Origin of the sequence: Pseudomonas abietaniphila (assembly GCF_900100795.1) — a bacterium.
GTDB lineage: Bacteria > Pseudomonadota > Gammaproteobacteria > Pseudomonadales > Pseudomonadaceae > Aquipseudomonas > Aquipseudomonas abietaniphila.
On record NZ_FNCO01000020.1, the window covers coordinates 26,573 to 44,777 of the forward strand.

Here is an 18,205-nt window from a genome sequence, read left to right on the forward strand (position 1 = left end):
AGACTGAATGTCCCAACCGACTCCGCAACGTGCCGACTATCGCCATTTCCAGCCCATCACCACGCGCTGGCACGACAACGACATTTACGGGCACGTGAACAACGTCACCTATTACAGCTTTTTCGACAGCGCTGTGAACAGTTATCTGATCGAGCGAGGCGGGCTGGATATACACGACGGAGAGGTTGTCGGGTTTGTGGTCAGTTCATCGTGTGACTACTTTGCATCGATCGCGTACCCGGACCTGATCGAGGTCGGTTTACGGGTGGGCAAGTTAGGCAACAGTTCGGTGCAATACGAGCTGGCGGTTTTCAAGGCCGGTGAGGAGGAGGCTTGTGCTGCTGGGCGTTTCGTTCATGTGTTCGTGGATCGCGCATCGAATCAGCCGGTGGCGATTCCTGCCGAATTGCGTGAGGCGATGGAACAGTTGGTGCTCTGAAACGACAACCGGCCGCAAGGAAGCGGCCGGTGTGTGTGCGACGTTGCGCTGACTGTCAGCGATGACGCCAGCCGCGATGACGGCCGTGGTCGTGATGACGGGGGCCATGACCATGGCGGTAGTCACGGCGGTCGCCACGGTAGCCACGGCGATTATCGTCGTCATGGCGGCTTTGATCGCCCATGTAGTTGCCCAGTGCGCCACCGGCGCCGCCGCCCGCTGCTGCGCCGATCAGGCTGCCGGTGCTGCCGCCGACGCTACGGCCGATGACGTTACCGCCGGCTGCGCCCAGGCCGCCGCCAATGGCCGCTTCAGTACGGTTGTGGCGGTTTGCGCCGACGGCACCGCCCGCTGCGCCACCAAGGCCCGCGCCAATCGCGGATCCGGTGCTGCCGCCGATTTGCTGGCCAACAACCGAACCCAGTACCCCACCCAATGCGCCGCCCACACCGGCCGTCACGTTGTCGCCAGCGGAGGCGAAACCAGTGGCCAGGGAGAGGGACAACAACAGAATCGAGGAATACTTCATGTATGGATGCTCGTAGGGATGACGACGCGATCCTGCAATCATGAAGAAAATGTCACAATCGAAATCCGACGAATAACACGACTTGTATACAAATCGCTAAGTGATTGTTTTTAGTCGGGAACTTAAGTCGGTTTATTGAGTCATAGACTACTTCACACAGGCCCGAATCAAGCGATTCGGGCCTTTTTTGTGCGCGAATGGAAATCTGCTTGTAGGGCGTTTCACGCAATCGAGTGTGATAAAGCGCTCCTACAAGGGATTAGATAATCCGTGCCGTTTCGCTATGCCGTTCCAGCTTGATCGCCACGAATTTCGACGTGGGTGTGTGACTGCCGTCGCCCACGCTTTCCAGCGGCACCAATGGGTTGACCTCTGGGTAGTAAGCCGCCGCCTGGCCAGCAGGAATGTCGAACGGCAGCAATGTGAAGCCTTTGACGCGACGCTCGATGTCATCGCCCCAGATCGACACAATGTCCGCTTTCTGGCCGGGTACGAAGCCCAGACGAATGATGTCGGCCTCGTTGAGGAAGATCACGTCACGCTGGCCTTTCACGCCGCGATAACGGTCGTCCAGGCCGTAAATCGTGGTGTTGTACTGATCATGGGAACGCATGGATTGCATGATCAGGTCCGGCACGATACCCGTCCCGCGGATGCTTTCGTGGACCAGGTCGCTCGGCAGCACGTTCGACTTGAAGTTGGCGCGCGCACTCGGCGTGTTCCACTTGCGCGAGCCTGCGGAGTTACCCAGATAGAAACCGCCCGGGTGCTTGATCTTCTCGTTGAAGTCTTTGAACGCCGGAATGGTGTCGGCGATCAGGTCGCGGATGCGGCTGTAATCTTCCACCAGCCACAGCCAGTCCACCGGCTGCTTGCCCAGTGTTGCATTGGCGATGCCCGCCAGAATCGCTGGCTCCGAACGCATTTGACGCGACAGCGGCTTGAGTTGGCCGTTGGAGGCGTGAACCATGCTGAAGGAGTCTTCCACGGTCACCGCTTGCGGGCCGTCGGCCTGGATGTCGATGTCGGTGCGGCCGAAGCACGGCAGGATCAGCGCTTCCTTGCCGTGGGTCAGATGGCTGCGGTTGAGCTTGGTGCTGATCTGCACGGTCAGGTCGCAGTTGCGCAGCGCCTCAAACGTGCGCGGGCTGTCCGGTGTGGCTTGTGCGAAGTTGCCGCCCAGGCCGATGAAGACTTTCGAGCGGCCTTCAAGCATGGCGTGAATCGCTTCGACCACGTTGTGGCCATTGTCGCGTGGCACTTTGAACTGGAAGCGTTTTTCCAGGGCGTCGAGGAAGAACGCCGGTGGGCGCTCGTTGATGCCCATGGTGCGGTCGCCCTGCACGTTGCTGTGGCCACGCACCGGGCACAGACCCGCGCCCGGCCGGCCGATATTGCCGCGCAGCAGCATCAGGTTGGCGACTTCCTGAATGGTCGGCACCGAGTGACGATGCTGGGTGATGCCCATCGCCCAGCACATGATCACGTTCTTGCCTTTGGCGTACATGCGCGCAGAGCGTTCGATATCCACCAGCGGCAAGCCGGATTGCTCGACGATGAACTCCCAGGAGGTCTCGTCGACTTTTGCCAGGTAGTCCAGCACCCCGTTGGTGTGTTCGTTGATGAACGCGTGATCGAATACGGCTGGCTCGCCCTTGGCCTGCGCTTCGCGTTCCCATTGCAGCAGGAATTTGGCCATGCCCCGCAGCAGCGCCATGTCGCCACCCAGTGCCGGGCGGAAGTAGGCGGTGTTGGTCGGTTCGGAACCGTTGCTGAGCATTTCCAGTGGGTGTTGCGGGTGCTGGAAGCGCTCCAGCCCACGCTCTTTCAATGGGTTCACGCACACCACTTGGGCGCCGCGTTGAACGGCCTCACGCAGGGGTTCGAGCATGCGCGGGTGGTTGGTGCCGGGGTTCTGACCCAACACGAAAATCGCGTCGGCATGTTCGAAGTCATCGAAGGTCACGGTGCCTTTGCCGACGCCCACACTTTGTGACAGGGCAACGCCGCTGGCTTCGTGGCACATGTTCGAGCAGTCAGGGAAGTTGTTGGTGCCGTAGGCGCGCACGAACAATTGGTACAGGTAAGCGGCTTCGTTGCTGGCCCGACCCGAGGTATAGAACTCGGCCATGTTCGGGCTTGGCAGGTTGTTGAGGTGTTTGGCGATCAGCGCGAACGCATCGTCCCACGCGATCGGTTTGTAGCGATCGGAATCGGCGTCGTACACCATCGGTTCGGTCAGACGGCCCTGGTATTCCAGCCAGTAGTCACTTTGCTCCAGCAAGGCGCTGACGCTGTAACGGGCGAAGAACGACGGATCGACGCGGCGCTTGGTGGCTTCCCAGTTGACCGCCTTGGCACCGTTTTCGCAGAACTTGACCATGCCGCTTTCCGGCGAATCACCCCAGGCGCAACCCGGGCAGTCGAAGCCGCCGTTCTGGTTGGTCTTGAGCATCATGCGCAGGTTCTTCAGCGCGTTGTCGCTGGTCAGCCAGGCTTGTGTCACGCTGATCAGCGCGCCCCATCCACCGGCCGGGCCTTTGTAGGGCTTGTAGCGCGGGACAGGGGTCTTGTCGGCTTGTTTGTGCATGCTCACGCTTTTTTCTCCAAGGCAGGGCTGTAAACCCGCGGCGCACTGTGTTTCGGCAAATGAATGAGGTTGAGGTTGTGACGGCGTGCCCATTGCAGCGCCAGGCCCGTGGGCGAGGACAGGCTGACAAGGGTTTGAATGCCGGCACGCAGGACTTTCTGAATCAATTCGAGGCTGCAGCGGCTGGTCACGACCGCCAGACCGCCTGTGGTCGGGATGTTCTGGCGAATCAAGGCGCCGATCAGCTTGTCGAGGGCGTTGTGGCGACCGATGTCTTCGCGGCCCATCAGCAACTTGCCCTGATCGTTCATGAACATCGCCGCGTGGACGGCACCGCAGTGTTCGCCCAATGGTTGAAATTCGCTCATGCGCTCACGCAGGCCTCTGAGCCATTCAGCGGGCGGCAAGGGTGCGCCGGGCAGGACGTTCAGTTCAGGCAGGGCCTGTTCGACGGCTTCCACGCCACATAGACCGCAGCCGCTGGTGCCTGCCAGTTGCCGACGCTGGGTCTTGAGGTTCCAGAAGGCGCGACTGGCAATTTCGACCTCTGCAGTTTGCGCAGAGCCGCAGCCGCCGAGCTTGATGTCGTAAATCTCATCAGGGGATTCGATGATGCCGCTGCCGATGCTGAACCCGACGATGAAGTCTTCCAGATCGGTCGGCGTCACCAGCATCACGGCCTGGCTGATGCCGTTGTAGGCAATGGCCAACGCCACCTCTTCGGCGAGCACGTTAGGTTCGCAGGTGTCGTGTTCCAGATTTGAGTAGCTGTAAGACTGGCTTGCGGCAGGCGCGGGCAGTTGTTTTGCGGGCGCCGTGCTCTCCGTGTGCTTGGAATGCATCGGGAAGTACCGGCAGAGTATTCAGACCGTAAGCCTAGGCCTCTGGTCGGATAACGTCTAATCGCTAGTACTGATGCCGTGATAGATGACGTCGATCAAGAAGGCTCGATCATTTTCTGATACAGGCCAAAACAGGCTTCTGCCAGCGCCGAACGCGGTGCGGCGCGGCGCATGATCAGCCCCAGGTGAGCCAGTGTCTGGGCCTGCTCGATTGGTTGCAGGCGAAGATGTTCGGTCAGCGTTTCCAGGCCGCCGTCCAGCGGCATGATCGCGCAACAGAAGCCTCCGTGAACCGCTTGCAGCAGTTGATGCACGGCATCGGTCTGGATCAGCGGCTGAGGCTGCAGGCCTCGGCTGTGGAAGTTGTGATCGATGGACTGACGAAAGTGCATGCCGCTGGTCAGCATGCCCAGCGGCAGTTCGATCAGGCTCTCCCAACTCAACGGTTCGTCACCAAAACTGAAATGACGCTGGTCGTACATCAGGCCCATGCGGGTTTCACCCAGCTCGAGTGAATCAAAGCGATCGGTGTCGAGACGGTCCAGGTACGAGACGCCCAGGTCCAGCCGATTGCTCGCCAGTTGATCGAGGATCTGCTCGGAGCTGAGTGAGGACAATTCAAAGCGCATGTTCGGGTGAACCGTGTGCAGACGCTGCAGCAACGGCAGCGGGTCGAAGTTCGACAGCGGAACGACGCCCAGACGCAACGTACCGACCAGGTGCCCGCGACAGGCAGCGGCTTCGGCCTGCAAGCCGTCATACGCCGCCAATACCGTGCGTGCCCACGCCAGGACCCGCTCGCCCGGCGCGGTAAATCCTTCAAACCGCTGGCCGCGGTTGACCAAGGGCAAGTCCAGCTCTTCTTCGAGGCTGCGCAAGCGCATGGACAGCGTGGGTTGAGTGATATGGCAACGTGCAGCCGCCTGCCCGAAGTGACGGGTCTCGTCGAGGGCGATCAGGAATTTCAGCTGTTTGATGTCCATTGTCACTCCGCAAGGCACAGGGCTGGCCGGGCGATTCTAGCGCGGCAGGATGTCGCACGGGGCGTTGATTGCCGATGGGGTCATTGGTCGGATGCACGGAGCGGTTTGCGCGACGCGGCTATGGTTGAGATTCGGACATCAAAAAAACGCAGGGAGAAAGAGTTATGGGCCTTTTCAGTTTCGTCAAAGAAGCCGGTGAAAAACTCATCGACCTTCTTACGCCAGGTAACGCGAATGCCGGCGAGCAGTTGAAGGAGCACATCGCAAAAGTGGGGCTGGGCAATCCTAATGTTCAAGCGACAGTGGAAGGCGACAAAGTCACGTTGACGGGCGAGGTTGCCAGTCAGGAAGAGAAGGAAAAGATCATTCTCGCCGCAGGCAACATCGAAGGTGTGGGCAGTGTGGATGATCAATTGACGGTCGCAGCAGGCGCACCGGCAGTCGCTGCTGCGAAATTCGTCACGGTCGAAAAAGGCGACACCCTGAGCGCGATCTCGAAACGGGTCTATGGCGACCCGAACAAGTACCAGAAGATCTTCGACGCCAACAAGCCGATGCTCAAGGATGTGAACAAGATCTATCCGGGGCAGGTGTTGCGGATTCCGGAGTGAGCATCATCGTCGCCTGAACGTACGTCTTCGCGGGCAAGCGCGCTCCTACAGGGACCGCGATCGCTGTAGGCACGCCTTTGCCCGCGACGGCGTTGGTTCATCTGATAAAAATCTACAGCCCTTCAATCAACTCCCGATAATCCTCCAGCGCCGCGAACTCTTCCGTATCCTTGGGTCCCTTCTTGCTGTCCGGTTCACGCACCGCAAGCAAATGTCTGACCCCGTACCGCCCTGCGCTGCGCAGGATCGGCAATGTGTCGTCGATAAACAGACTGCGCGCGGGATCGAAGCCGATGTCGGCGTGCAGCGCGTCCCAGAACTGTGGGTTTTCCTTGGGGTAACCGTAGTCGTGGGAGCTGATCAGACGCTCGAAATACGGTGCCAGCTCCAGCCGTTCCATCTTCAGTGACAGTGAGTCGCGGTGAGCGTTGGTGATCATGATCACGCGCTTGCCGGCCTGTTTGATGGCAGCGAGAAACGTCTCGGCGTCCGGACGCAATGCGATCAAGTGCGCAATCTCAACCTTCAGGTCTTTCACCGAGAGCTTCAGCTCTGCGCTCCAGAAGTCCGTGCAGTACCAGTTCAGCGTGCCTGCGTTTTTCTCGAACAGCGGCATCAGTTCCAGCTGTGCCATGGCGCGGCTGACACCGTGCAGTTCGGCGTAGCGCTGAGGCAGATACTCCAGCCAGAAATGGTTGTCGAAGTGCAGGTCGAGCAGCGTTCCGTCCATATCCAGCAGAACGGTGTCGATGTCGCGCCAGGGCAAAGAAGGCATACAGGTCTCTCGGCGATGAATAGTCACTGGGCTTTCCGACAAAGACATTCGGAAAAGCCACGGTATAGTACCCCGTCTACGCCAAGGAGCTCGTCATGCGCCAGAAACCCACCGTACTCGCCCGCGAAATCGTCGCGAGCAGCCGTCTTTTCCGCGTCGAAGAAGTGCAGTTACGCTTTTCCAACGGCGTGGAGCGTGTGTATGAGCGTCTGGTCGGACGCGGCAATGGTTATGGCGCGGTGATGATCGTGGCGATGCTCGATGCCGAGCACGCGGTGTTGGTGGAAGAGTACTGCGGCGGCACGGACGAGTATGAATTGTCACTGCCCAAAGGCCTGGTCGAGCCGGGCGAAGACGTGCTGGCCGCCGCCGACCGTGAACTCAAGGAGGAGGCCGGTTACGGCGCCCGCCAGCTTGAACACCTGACCGAGTTGTCACTCTCGCCCGGCTACATGAGCCAGAAGATCCAGGTGGTGTTGGCGACCGATCTCTATGAAGAGCGCCTGCCAGGCGACGAGCCTGAGCCGATGCGTGTGGACAAGATCAATTTGCGCGAGCTTTCCAGCCTCGTTCAACACCCTCAATTTTCCGAAGGACGTGCCTTGGCCGCGCTGTATCTGGCACGTGACCTGTTGATTCAGCGCGGAGTATTCCAGCCATGACCCACATGTTTTCAGACCTCCCGCACCCGTTGCTCGCACCCGTGATCGACCTGTGCCGCCGCGCCGGCGAAGTGATTCTGCCGTTCTGGCGCTCGGGCGTGGAAGTCACCGCCAAGTCCGACGACTCGCCGGTCACGGCGGCTGACATTGCGGCTCATGAGGTACTGGTCGCAGGCTTGAAGGCGCTGGACCCAAGCATCCAGATCCTGTCTGAAGAGGACGCGAATATTCCGCTGAGCGAGCGCAGTCAGTGGCAGCGCTGGTGGCTGGTCGATCCTCTGGATGGCACCAAGGAGTTCATTTCCGGCAGCGAAGAGTTCACCGTCAACGTCGCGCTGATCGAGAATGGTCGTGTGGTGTTTGGCGTGGTGTCGATGCCGACCAACAATCGCTGTTACTTCGGCGGGGCGAGTCTGGGTGCGTGGCGCAGCGACGATACCGCTCATATCGAGCCGATCAGCGTGCGTGACAAACCGGCAGCCGGGGAGTCGTTCACGGTTGTGGCCAGCCGTCGTCATTCAAGCCCGGAGCAGGAAAAACTGCTCGCCGGATTGTCTGCGGTAGTGGGCGACTTACAGCTGACCACGATCGGCAGCTCGTTGAAGTTTTGCCTGGTGGCCGAAGGCGCCGCCGATTGCTATCCGCGCCTGGCGCCGACCTCGCAATGGGACACGGCCGCTGCTCAAGGCGTACTGGAAGGCGCGGGCGGCGTGGTGCTGAACCTGGCGGGCGAGACGTTCGATTATCCGGCGAGAGAATCGCTGCTGAACGGGTTCTTTTTGGCGCTGCCGGGTGAGGCGGCCTGGCGTGATGCGTTGATTGAGTTGGCGACGGCCGAGAATTGAACTCTAGCGGTATACCTTCAGATCGCAATGCTGGGGCTGTAGCGACTCTGCTTCTGCCCGGAGGGCGTGGGAGCGTGGCTTGTCCCGCGATCTGCCGCGAAGCGGCAGTAAAATCGGCAGTCGCGATCATTCAGGAATACCGCAATTGCCGGATTGGCGACTGCTTCGCAGCCGATCGCGGGACAAGCCACGCTCCTACAGGGACAGATATCAAATTCCGGTTTTAGCGATGCAGCACGTATTGCCCCACGAATTCCACTGCTGAATCCTCGGAGCCCTCGGCCACAATCCGCGTGCTCAACGCCAACCGCGCACGGCCACGGCGTTGGTACATTTTCACGAACTTGTCCCAGGTCGCGTCATCCGGTGCATCGCAGATGGCCACGCCGTCGCGTTTGACGGGCAGCGGATAGCTGATCTGGCCCTCGTGAATCACGATGTGCCCGTCTTCGATCCCGGCTTCCTTCAAGCGCAAGTACAACCAGCCCCAACCCGCCAATACCGCGCCGCAATACAAGCTGCCGCCAAACAGGGTGCTTTTGTGGTTGATGTTGGGCTCAAGCGGCAAGTGCAGGCGCAATGAATGGTTCTGCCAACTGATGACCTTGACGCCCATGTCACGCGTCAGGGGAATGTCCTGATGCAGAACGTCTTCCAGCATTTGCGACGTTGAGTCATTCGTTGTCATCGGAACCACCGCCGCTGAAGGTCAGGCCATGTTTGCGCAGCTTGTCGTGCAGGGTTTTGCGTGGGACGCCGAGCGCTTCGGCGAGGCTGCGCACGGAACTGTGAGGGCGTGTGAGTTCAGCGGCGATCAAGGCGCGCTCAAACGCTTCGACCTGCTCGCTGAGGCCGCCGCTCGACGACGGCATGTTCGCCTGGGCAGCGCCTTCCAGTTCCAGCTCCAGGCCCAGCGCGAAACGTTCGGCGGCGTTCTGAAGCTCACGCACGTTGCCTGGCCAGGTGTGGCGCAGCAACATCGCCCGATGGCCCGGTTGCAGCTCATGGCGAGGCAACCCATGGCGCAGGCTCGCGGCATCGGCAAAGTGCTGGAACAGCACCAGCGCATCCTCGCCACGCTCGCGCAGCGGGGGAATGCGCAGCGGCGCCACGTTCAACCGGTAATACAAGTCGGCGCGGAAGCGGCCCTGATCGGCTGCGTGACGCAGATCCTCCTTGGTCGCCGCGATGACCCGGATATCCAGCGGAATCTGCTGGTTCCCGCCAAGACGCTCGACGACGCGTTCCTGCAAAAGGCGCAGCAGTTTTACCTGTACGTCCATGCTCATGCTCTCGATCTCATCGAGAAACAGCGTGCCGCCGTTAGCGAATTCGAACTTGCCGATGCGCCGTTTCTGCGCGCCCGTGAACGCGCCGGGTTCGTGCCCGAACAGCTCGCTTTCCACCACCGATTCCGCCAGCGCGCCGGCATTGATGGCCACGAACGGCCCGGCCCGGCGATTGGACAGATCATGCAGCGCGCGGGCAACGACCTCTTTGCCCGCGCCGGTTTCGCCCAGAATCAATACATCGGCTTTGGTCGCGGCGAGTGCGCCAATCTGATCGCGCAGGCGCTGAATCGGCGTCGAGAGCCCGACCAATCGCGTGCTTAATTGCTGACGATCACTGAGTTCCAGGCGCAGGCTTCGGTTGTCCAGCACCAGTCGTCGCAGCGCCAGCGCGCGTCGCACACTGTCGAGCAACGCATCGCTGGCGAACGGCTTTTCAAGGAAATCGTAAGCGCCCGCGCGCATCGCCTGGACTGCCAGCGGCACATCGCCGTGCCCGGTAATCAGCAGCACCGGCAACTCCGGGTCGTGAGCGTGCAGCTGGTTCAGCAGTTCCAGCCCGTCGATGCCCGGCATGCGGATATCGCTGACGATCACGCCCGGCCAGTCACGTTCGATGCGTGCCTGCAGGCCTGTGGCGTCGCTCAATGGAAGGATTTTCAGTCCGGCCAGATCCAGTGTCTGGCTCAGCGCCTGACGCAGATGCGGGTCGTCGTCGATCAGCACCACCTGAATTCGGCTGTCGATGGCGGTGTCCGTGGTCATGCAGATAGATCCTCTGGCGGTTGAAGGCTGACCCCTGAAGCGCCGGTGCGCATACGCAGCGTCAACAGTGCGCCGCCTTCGGGGTGATTGGCGAACAACAATTCGCCGCCCAGGGCGCGCATCAGGGTATCGCAGATCGCCAGGCCAAGGCCCAACCCCTGCGTGCGGGTCTTGGTGGTGAAGAACGGCTCGCGGGCATGTTCCAGCGCCTCACGAGAGAAGCCCGGACCGTTGTCGCGAATGTACAGATTCACGCCTTCGGCGTTGTGTTCGGCACTGATCCACAGTTTGCGCGGCGGGCCTTTTTCGGTGAGGGCATCCAGTGCGTTCGCCAGCAGATTACCCAGGACCTGACGTAAACGCGTTTCGCCGGCCTGAACCCACAGCGTGGCGTCCGGGAGGTCGCGAATCAGCTCGACGTCCATCGCCCTGCGCCGCTTGGCGAGCAGGGCCAGGGCATCGTCCAGCGCCGGTTGCAGCGCTACGCTTTCCGGCGCATGGCGATCGCGTCGGGCGAATGCCCGCAGGTGCGCGATGATTGAGGCCATGCGCCCGGTCAGTTCGCTGATCAGTTTGAGGTTGCCCCGTGCATCATCGGTGCGCTGGTGATCCAGCAAGACTTCAGCGTTCTCGGCGTAACTGCGAATCGCCGCGAGCGGCTGATTGAGTTCGTGGCTGATGCTGGCCGACATGGTGCCCAGCGCCGACAGTTTTCCGGCCTGAACCAGTTCGTCCTGCGCGCGGAACAGCTCCTGCTGCGCGTGCTCGCGCTCCAGCACTTCCTGGCGCAGCCGTCGGTTCAAACCCTCCAGATCGGCCGTGCGCTCGACGACCCGCACTTCCAGGTCTCGCCGTGCCTTGCCCTCGAAATTGATACGGTCCAGATAATGACGACGGCGCTGCATCATGATGCCCAGCAACAGCATCACCACCAGCAATGTGGCACCGCCGATGGCAACGACCGTGCGCACCGGGCGCGACACCAGCACCTTCGGCGCCAGGATGCTCACGCTCCAGCCGGTTTCGTCGATGTGCTGGGTCTGGGTGAGCCAGCCATTGTCATCCAGCTGCAAAGGGCGTGGATCTCGGGTCGGGTAGGGCTGGATGGCCACGATTGCCTGCTTCTCTTCCTCGCTGAGCGGGCGCGTCGCACGGAATCGCCAGTTGGGGTTGGAGGTCAGGATCACCACGCCATTATGGTCAGTGACCAACAGCTGCTCCGGCGTCTTGCCCCACAGGGTTTCGGTCAGGTCCAGGTCGACCTTGACTACCAATACGCCAATGACGGTATTGCCCTCGCGCACGGCGGCCGCAAAGAAGTAGCCCCGTTTGGCTGAGGTCGTGCCCAGGCCGAAGAAGCGACCGAGGTTGCCGGCCATGGCGTTGCTGAAATAGGGCCGAAACGCGAAATTGCGGCCTACGAAGCTGTCGCGTTTGTCCCAGTTCGAGGCCGCCAGTGTGTCGCCATTGGGCGCCATCAGGTAAATGACTTCGGCGCCGGTCTGTTGCGAAATGTTCATCAGCAACTGATTGGCGTTGTTCTGGGCTGCGGAGTCCTGAGGGTTGGCCAGTGTTGCCCGAAGACCGGGCAGATCACCGAGGATCTGCGGCAGCGTTTCGTAGCGGTGCAACGTACCCAGCAGGTTGGCGACGTACAGGTCCAGCGTCTGGCGATTCTGGCTCAGCAGCTCGTTGCGGTAGTAATGCTCCGCCAGGCGTTCGAGCGGCCACAGCAAAGGCGCCAGGATCAGCGCCAGCAACGCGAGGCTGCGCCAGCGAGGGCGGCGTGGGAGAGAGGAGGTGCTGGTCATTGAATCGCCCGGTGGGTCCGTTGCGATGCCGGCGTGAAGTCTGCGGATCAGTGTCGTCTGAGCCGGCCTCTTCGCGAGCAAGCTCGCTCCCACAGAGGCAGATGTAACGCCATGTAGGACTGAGCTTGCTCGCGATAGCGTCAGTTCAGACGATGCAGTGATTCGGACGGGGCCGCTCAGCATCGAGTTGGCCCATTATGCCTACCGCTGCCGAGCTAAGCACTCCAGCATTGCGTCATGCCGGGATGGCGCAATGCTCGGCCCGGCACACGGGCTTATGGAAACAGATCCGCCTCTTTAAGCAGCTTGCCGACCTGATCCTTGGCGGACAGCGTGGGCGCCTCGCTCAAGCGCCAGTCGATGGCCAGGTCCGGATCGTCCCAGCGGATGCAGCGCTCGGCCGAGGGAGTGTAGTAGTCAGTGGTTTTGTAGAGGAAATCGGCGTTGTCACTGAGTACGACGAACCCGTGAGCGAAGCCCGGTGGAATCCACAGCTGTTTGGCGTTTTCCGCTGACAGCTCAAGGCCGAACCATTTGCCGAAACGCGGCGAGCTGCGGCGGATATCCACCGCAATGTCGAGCACCTTGCCTGCGGTCACGCGCACCAGCTTGCCCTGGGCGTTTTCGATTTGATAATGCAGGCCCCGCAATACGCCTTTTTGTGAGCGTGAGTGGTTGTCCTGCACGAACGGGGTGGTAACTCCGGTTTCTGCGGCAAACGTCTTGGCGTTGAAACTCTCGTAGAAGAAGCCACGCTCATCACCGAATACTTTCGGCTCGATGATGAGGACTTCAGGCAACTCGCTCACGGTCACTTTCACTGGCTTTCCCCTGCAATTTTGAACAGGTACTGACCGTAGCCGGTCTTGCCGAAATAGTCAGCACGGCTGAGCAGATGAGCCTTGTCGATCCAGCCGTTCTGATACGCGATCTCTTCCAGACACGCGACTTTCAGGCCTTGGCGATGCTCGATGGTCTGCACGTATTGCGAGGCGTCCAGCAGGCTGTCATGCGTGCCGGTGTCCAGCCAGGCGAAGCCACGGCCGAAGCGCTCGACGCGCAGGTCGCCGCGCTTGAGATAAGCGTTGTTGACGTCAGTGATTTCAAGCTCGCCCCGGGGCGACGGCTTGACGTCCTTGGCGATCTGAACGACTTCGTTGTCGTAGAAGTAAAGGCCGGTCACCGCGTAGCTGGATTTCGGCGACTTGGGTTTCTCCTCGATGGACAGCGCCTGACCTTTCTCGTCGAAGTCGACTACACCGAAACGTTCGGGGTCCTTGACCCAATACCCGAACACCGTTGCACCGGCCGGATGGCTCGCGGCACGCTTGAGCTGATCGCTGAAATGCTGACCGTGGAAGATGTTGTCGCCCAGAATCAGGCACACGGAGTCGTCGCCGATGAATTCCTCGCCAATCAGGAAAGCCTGCGCCAGGCCATCAGGTTTGGGCTGTTCTGCGTAATGGAAATGCACACCGAACTGGCTGCCATCGCCGAGCAGGGCTCGGTACTGCGGCAGGTCCAGCGGGGTGGAAATGACTAGAATGTCCTTGATGCCCGCCAGCATCAGCACCGAGATCGGGTAGTAGATCATCGGTTTGTCATAGATCGGCAGCAGTTGCTTGGAGACGCCGAGGGTGATGGGGTGCAGGCGCGTGCCCGAACCGCCCGCCAGTACAATTCCTTTGGTCATGCGATCAGATCCTTCACGTGGGTGCCCAAGCGTTCGCCCTGGTAGCTGCCGTCCTTCACGTGACGACACCACTCCAGATTGTCCAGGTACCACTGCACGGTTTTGCGCAGCCCTGATTCAAATGTTTCTTCCGGCGTCCAGCCCAACTCGCGTTCGATCTTGCTGGCGTCGATGGCGTAGCGCATGTCATGGCCCGGACGATCGGTCACGTAGGTGATCAGATCCGTGTAGTGGGCCACGCCTTTGCGCTGCTCCGGTGCCAGCTCTTCGAGCAGCGCGCAGATGCCGCGTACCACGTCGATGTTCTTCTGCTCGTTGTGGCCACCGATGTTGTACGTCTCACCGACCTTGCCCTCGGTCACGACCTTGAGCAGCGCGCGGGCGTGATCTTCCACGAACAGCCAGTCACGCACCTGCAGGCCGTTGCCATAAACAGGCAGCGGCTTTCCGGCCAGTGCGTTGAGGATGACCAACGGAATGAGTTTTTCCGGGAAGTGGAACGGCCCGTAGTTGTTCGAACAGTTGGTCACCACGATCGGCAGGCCATAGGTCCGTTGCCAGGCGCGGACCAGGTGGTCGGACGCCGCCTTGCTGGCGGAATACGGAGAGCTGGGGGCGTACGGCGTGGTTTCGGTGAACAGATCATCGACGCCGTGCAGGTCGCCGTACACTTCGTCGGTGGAGATATGGTGGAAGCGGAACGCCGCACGTTCGGCTTCCGGCAAGGTTTGCCAGTAGCCGCGCGTCGCCTCCAGCAGGCTGTAGGTCCCGACGATGTTGGTCTGGATGAACTCACCCGGCCCATCGATCGAGCGGTCGACGTGAGACTCGGCTGCCAGGTGCATGATCGCATCGGGCTTGAAGTGGGCGAGTACCTTGCTGACGGCGGCCTGGTCGACGATGTCCTGTTGCACGAATTCGTAGCGGGTATTGGTGACGATACTCTGCAGCGATTCGAGGTTGCCTGCGTAGGTCAATTTGTCGAAGTTCAGTACGTCGTGGTCGGTGTTGTTGATCAAATGGCGGATCAGCGCAGAACCGATAAAACCCGCGCCACCGGTGACAAGTATTCGCATAGCTAAACCTTCTTCCCTGGATGGACGTCAAGATAACGAAGCATAGCTTGTGGCTGTGCGGTGACAGGCGCAAGGCACAAACCGCCCAGAGGCCATGAAATTAATTGATGGCCGGACCCTAAAAGCGTCATAAAACCGTCGCGACTGTTTCATTCTCTTAACGGCTACGCTATCTGTCGGTCATTGCTGGAATTTCATGGGTTGAACGCGGTCGGGGTTGCTAATCCCGTCAGCAACTGGCGATATTGCGCGTCCAACCTCGTCCTCGGGACCCTCTGTCATGCCGCTCGCTACCTTGATTCGTCGATCCAGTCTGCCTTGCCCGGAAATCAGCATGAATGACGCTGCCGAGTTGCTGTCGACGCATTACGGTCTGGCGGGTTCGTTGAAAGAGCTGGGCAGCCATCAGGACCGCAACTTCCTGCTCGACGGCGGCGATGGCCGGCGTTACGTGTTGAAGATCTGCCACGGTGACTACGCGACGTCGGAACTGGATGCCCAGCACGCGGCGCTGCGACATTTGGGCAGCCAGTCGAACGTTCGGGTGCCGGGCGTGATGAGCGCCCTCAAAGGCAAGGATCTGTTGTCCGTGGACGTTGGCGGTCATGCCGTGCACGTGCGTTTGCTGGAATTCATCGACGGACAGTCGCTGGCCCACGTCGAGCATTTGAGTCGGCACGTCATGGTCGGGCTGGCCGAGCTCTGCGCCCAGGTCGATGTGGCGTTGGCAAACTTCGAGCATCCGGGGCTTGAGCGCATCCTGCAGTGGGACCCGCGCCACGCGAGCGCGCTGATCAAACATCTGCTGCCAGTAATCGACAGCGCCGAAAAACGGGCCTGTATCGCTGAGGCTGCCGAGCTGGCCCACGCGCATCTGCTGCCGTTGATCGCCGCGCTGCCGGTGCAGGCGATTCACATGGACATCACCGAGTACAACGTCGTCTGGGCACGCGACGGTCATGCCATGTGGCAGCTACAGGGCTTGATCGACTTTGGTGACCTGGTACGCACCTGGCGCATCGCCGATCTGTCAGTGACCTGCGCCGCGTTGCTGCATCACGCCGAGGGCGATCCTCTGTACATCCTGCCTGCGATCCAGGCCTACCACGCGATCAATCCCCTGCAGTTGGAAGAGTTGCAGGCACTCTGGCCGCTGATCGTCGCCCGCTCGGCCGTGTTGGTGCTCAGCAGTGAGCAGCAAGCCAGCATCGAGCCCGATAACGCGTACATTCAGGCCAACCTTGCCAGCGAATGGAACATCTTCGACGTGGCGACCTCGGTGCCGATCGCGCTGATGAACGCAGCGATTCTGGACGCCGTCGGTTTGCTCGAAGGGCAAGACGATGCGCAGACCTATTCCCCCTTATTGCCAAGCCTGAACGGGCAAGCCTTTACGACGGTCGACTTGGGAGTGCTCAGCGAGCATTTCAATGCGGGGAACTGGGAACAGAGCGGGATTGACGAGCAGTTGCTCAAAGAGACTGCCCACGCACAGGGCCTGGCCGCGAGCCGTTACGGGGAGTATCGGCTGTCGAGAACCCTGCCTGACAGCGCTCGCGAACCGGACACTTTTGCGCTGCATGTCGAGGTGGTGATCCCCCATGGCACCGCCGTGCATGCTCCGTTTCACGGCACGTTGCGCCACACCGCCGACGGCGCGCTGATGCTGGTGGGCGCAGAATCGAACCTGCGTGTGTGGGGCGTGCGTTCTGATTTCGACTCCGGCGTGGAATTCGGCGCCGGTGACGTGATCGGGCAGGGCGGCGGTTCGTTGATCGTGCAGTTGTGTTCGGAGCCGGACGTCAGCCCGCCGTTGTTCTGTGCGCCTTCGCGCGCCGCAGCATGGCGCAGTCTGTGTCCATCGCCTCAAGGTCTGTTGGGCTTCGAGTGCGACGCGCCGCCTCTGGAGGACGCTGCACACCTGCTCGCCCGTCGCGACGCCAGCTTTGCACGGTCGCAGAAACATTATTACCAGGCACCGCCGCAGATCGAGCGCGGCTGGCGCAACCATTTGATCGACATGCAGGGCCGTTCGTACCTGGACATGCTCAACAACGTGGCCGTGCTCGGTCACGGTCATCCGCGCATGGCGCAGGTGGCGGCCAAACAGTGGTCGCTGCTCAACACCAACTCGCGCTTCCATTACGCGGCCATTGCCGAGTTCTCCGAGCGTTTGCTCAAGCTGGCGCCTGAAGGCATGGACCGGGTGTTTCTGGTCAACAGCGGCACAGAAGCGAACGATCTGGCGATTCGTCTGGCGTGGGCCTACAGCGGCGGGCGAGATGTCCTCAGCGTGCTTGAGGCGTATCACGGCTGGTCGGTGGCGACCGACGCGATCTCGACATCCATCGCGGACAACCCGCAAGCCCTCAGCACACGTCCTGACTGGGTGCATCCGGTCGTTGCGCCGAACACCTACCGTGGCGAAGCGCGGGGTGCTGACAGCACGCCGTTCTATCTGCAGAGCGTCGACGCGCATCTGGCTCGCTTGGCCGAGCAGGGACGTCAGGTGGCGGGTTTCATTTGCGAGCCGGTGTATGGCAACGCGGGCGGTATTTCACTGCCGCCGGGTTACTTGCAACAGGTGTATCAGAAGGTGCGCGCCCAGGGCGGCGTGTGCATCGCCGACGAAGTACAGGTCGGTTACGGCCGCCTCGGTCATTACTTCTGGGGCTTTGAAGAGCAGGGCGTGATCCCGGACATCATTACCATGGCCAAGGGCATGGGCAACGGCCATCCGCTGGGTGCGGTTATCACCCGCCGTGAGATTGCCGAAGCGCTGGAGGCCGAGGGGTATTTCTTCTCGTCCTCGGGCGGCAGCCCGGTCAGCTGCCGGATCGGCATGGCGGTGCTGGACGTCATGGAAGAAGAGCGGCTCTGGGAAAACGCTCAGGTGGTGGGTGGTTACTTCAAGGAGCGACTGCTGGCGCTGATCGATAAACATCCGCTGGTCGGCGCGGTTCACGGCTCGGGGTTCTATCTGGGCCTTGAACTGGTGCGTCACCGCGAGACGCTGGCGCCCGCTACCGAAGAAACCACTTACCTGTGCGACCGCTTGCGGGAGTTGGGCATCTTCATGCAGCCGACCGGCGATTACCTGAACATCCTCAAGATCAAGCCGCCGATGGTCACCACCCGACGCAGTGTCGACTTCTTTGTCGACCATGTCTCGAAGGTGTTGAGCGAACTGGAGGGCTAACTGACTCCGGCGCTCTTGATTCCTGTGGGAGCGAATTCATTCGCGAAAAGTCTTCAGGGGATGGGGATGTGTTGACGGTCCTGGCCAATCGCGAAT

At 60.9% G+C, this 18,205-nt stretch carries 16 protein-coding genes; 5 read left to right on the plus strand and 11 right to left on the minus strand.

What is annotated here, in order from left to right:
* Positions 1-7 precede the first annotated feature (7 nt).
* Positions 8-439: an acyl-CoA thioesterase gene (locus BLS87_RS28230; RefSeq protein WP_074757942.1), complete on the plus strand. Its 432-nt coding sequence runs from the start codon at positions 8-10 to the stop codon at positions 437-439.
* Positions 440-494: 55 nt separating this feature from the next.
* Here BLS87_RS28230 and BLS87_RS28235 read toward each other — a convergent pair whose 3' ends face one another.
* The 4 genes from BLS87_RS28235 to BLS87_RS28250 form a co-directional block, all read right to left on the minus strand.
* Complete coding sequence (locus BLS87_RS28235; protein WP_074757944.1) at positions 495-968, minus strand: glycine zipper domain-containing protein; 474 nt, start codon at positions 966-968, stop codon at positions 495-497.
* 259 nt (positions 969-1,227) lie between these two features.
* Positions 1,228-3,558 carry an FdhF/YdeP family oxidoreductase gene (locus tag BLS87_RS28240; protein WP_167362116.1) on the minus strand — a complete coding sequence of 777 codons (2,331 nt, stop codon included), beginning with the start codon at positions 3,556-3,558 and terminating at the stop codon, positions 1,228-1,230.
* Between the two features lie 2 nt (positions 3,559-3,560).
* Positions 3,561-4,400, minus strand: a complete 840-nt coding sequence (gene fdhD, locus BLS87_RS28245) for a formate dehydrogenase accessory sulfurtransferase FdhD (RefSeq protein WP_074757948.1) — start codon at positions 4,398-4,400, stop codon at positions 3,561-3,563.
* 95 nt (positions 4,401-4,495) lie between these two features.
* A complete protein-coding gene (locus BLS87_RS28250) occupies positions 4,496-5,383 on the minus strand; it encodes a LysR family transcriptional regulator (protein ID WP_074757950.1) in 888 nt (295 codons plus the stop codon).
* A gap of 164 nt (positions 5,384-5,547) precedes the next feature.
* On the opposite strand from BLS87_RS28250, the gene lysM reads away from it, so the two are divergent.
* A complete protein-coding gene (gene lysM, locus BLS87_RS28255; RefSeq protein ID WP_074757952.1) occupies positions 5,548-5,994 on the plus strand; it encodes a peptidoglycan-binding protein LysM in 447 nt (148 codons plus the stop codon).
* Positions 5,995-6,106: 112 nt separating this feature from the next.
* Here lysM and yrfG read toward each other — a convergent pair whose 3' ends face one another.
* Positions 6,107-6,769 carry a GMP/IMP nucleotidase gene (yrfG, locus tag BLS87_RS28260; protein ID WP_074757954.1) on the minus strand — a complete coding sequence of 221 codons (663 nt, stop codon included), beginning with the start codon at positions 6,767-6,769 and terminating at the stop codon, positions 6,107-6,109.
* 95 nt (positions 6,770-6,864) lie between these two features.
* Between yrfG and nudE the strand changes: the two genes are divergently transcribed.
* Positions 6,865-7,431 (plus strand): ADP compounds hydrolase NudE, encoded by a 567-nt coding sequence (gene nudE / locus BLS87_RS28265; RefSeq protein ID WP_074757956.1) that lies wholly within the window; start codon positions 6,865-6,867, stop codon positions 7,429-7,431.
* Complete coding sequence (gene cysQ, locus BLS87_RS28270; RefSeq protein ID WP_074757958.1) at positions 7,428-8,276, plus strand: 3'(2'),5'-bisphosphate nucleotidase CysQ; 849 nt, start codon at positions 7,428-7,430, stop codon at positions 8,274-8,276. Before nudE ends, cysQ begins: the two co-directional genes overlap by 4 nt.
* Before the next feature lie 223 nt (positions 8,277-8,499).
* On the opposite strand, the gene BLS87_RS28275 is transcribed toward cysQ, so the two are convergent.
* From BLS87_RS28275 to rfbB, 6 genes are all read right to left on the minus strand, one after another.
* Positions 8,500-8,964 (minus strand): thioesterase domain-containing protein, encoded by a 465-nt coding sequence (locus BLS87_RS28275; protein ID WP_074757960.1) that lies wholly within the window; start codon positions 8,962-8,964, stop codon positions 8,500-8,502.
* Entirely contained in the window at positions 8,951-10,330 is a 1,380-nt protein-coding gene (locus BLS87_RS28280) for a sigma-54-dependent transcriptional regulator (RefSeq protein WP_074757962.1), read from the minus strand. Before BLS87_RS28280 ends, BLS87_RS28275 begins: the two co-directional genes overlap by 14 nt.
* A complete protein-coding gene (locus BLS87_RS28285; protein WP_074757964.1) occupies positions 10,327-12,141 on the minus strand; it encodes a sensor histidine kinase in 1,815 nt (604 codons plus the stop codon). Before BLS87_RS28285 ends, BLS87_RS28280 begins: the two co-directional genes overlap by 4 nt.
* A gap of 275 nt (positions 12,142-12,416) precedes the next feature.
* Complete coding sequence (rfbC, locus tag BLS87_RS28290; protein WP_074757966.1) at positions 12,417-12,962, minus strand: dTDP-4-dehydrorhamnose 3,5-epimerase; 546 nt, start codon at positions 12,960-12,962, stop codon at positions 12,417-12,419.
* Positions 12,959-13,834, minus strand: coding sequence for a glucose-1-phosphate thymidylyltransferase RfbA (gene rfbA / locus BLS87_RS28295; RefSeq protein WP_074757968.1), 876 nt, complete (start codon positions 13,832-13,834; stop codon positions 12,959-12,961). Before rfbA ends, rfbC begins: the two co-directional genes overlap by 4 nt.
* Entirely contained in the window at positions 13,831-14,910 is a 1,080-nt protein-coding gene (gene rfbB, locus BLS87_RS28300; protein WP_074757970.1) for a dTDP-glucose 4,6-dehydratase, read from the minus strand. The genes rfbA and rfbB overlap by 4 nt, the downstream gene beginning before the upstream one ends.
* Positions 14,911-15,190: 280 nt before the next feature.
* Here rfbB and BLS87_RS28305 point away from each other — a divergent pair, with 280 nt between their 5' ends.
* Positions 15,191-18,109, plus strand: a complete 2,919-nt coding sequence (locus tag BLS87_RS28305) for an aminotransferase (protein WP_074757972.1) — start codon at positions 15,191-15,193, stop codon at positions 18,107-18,109.
* Positions 18,110-18,205: the final 96 nt, after the last annotated feature.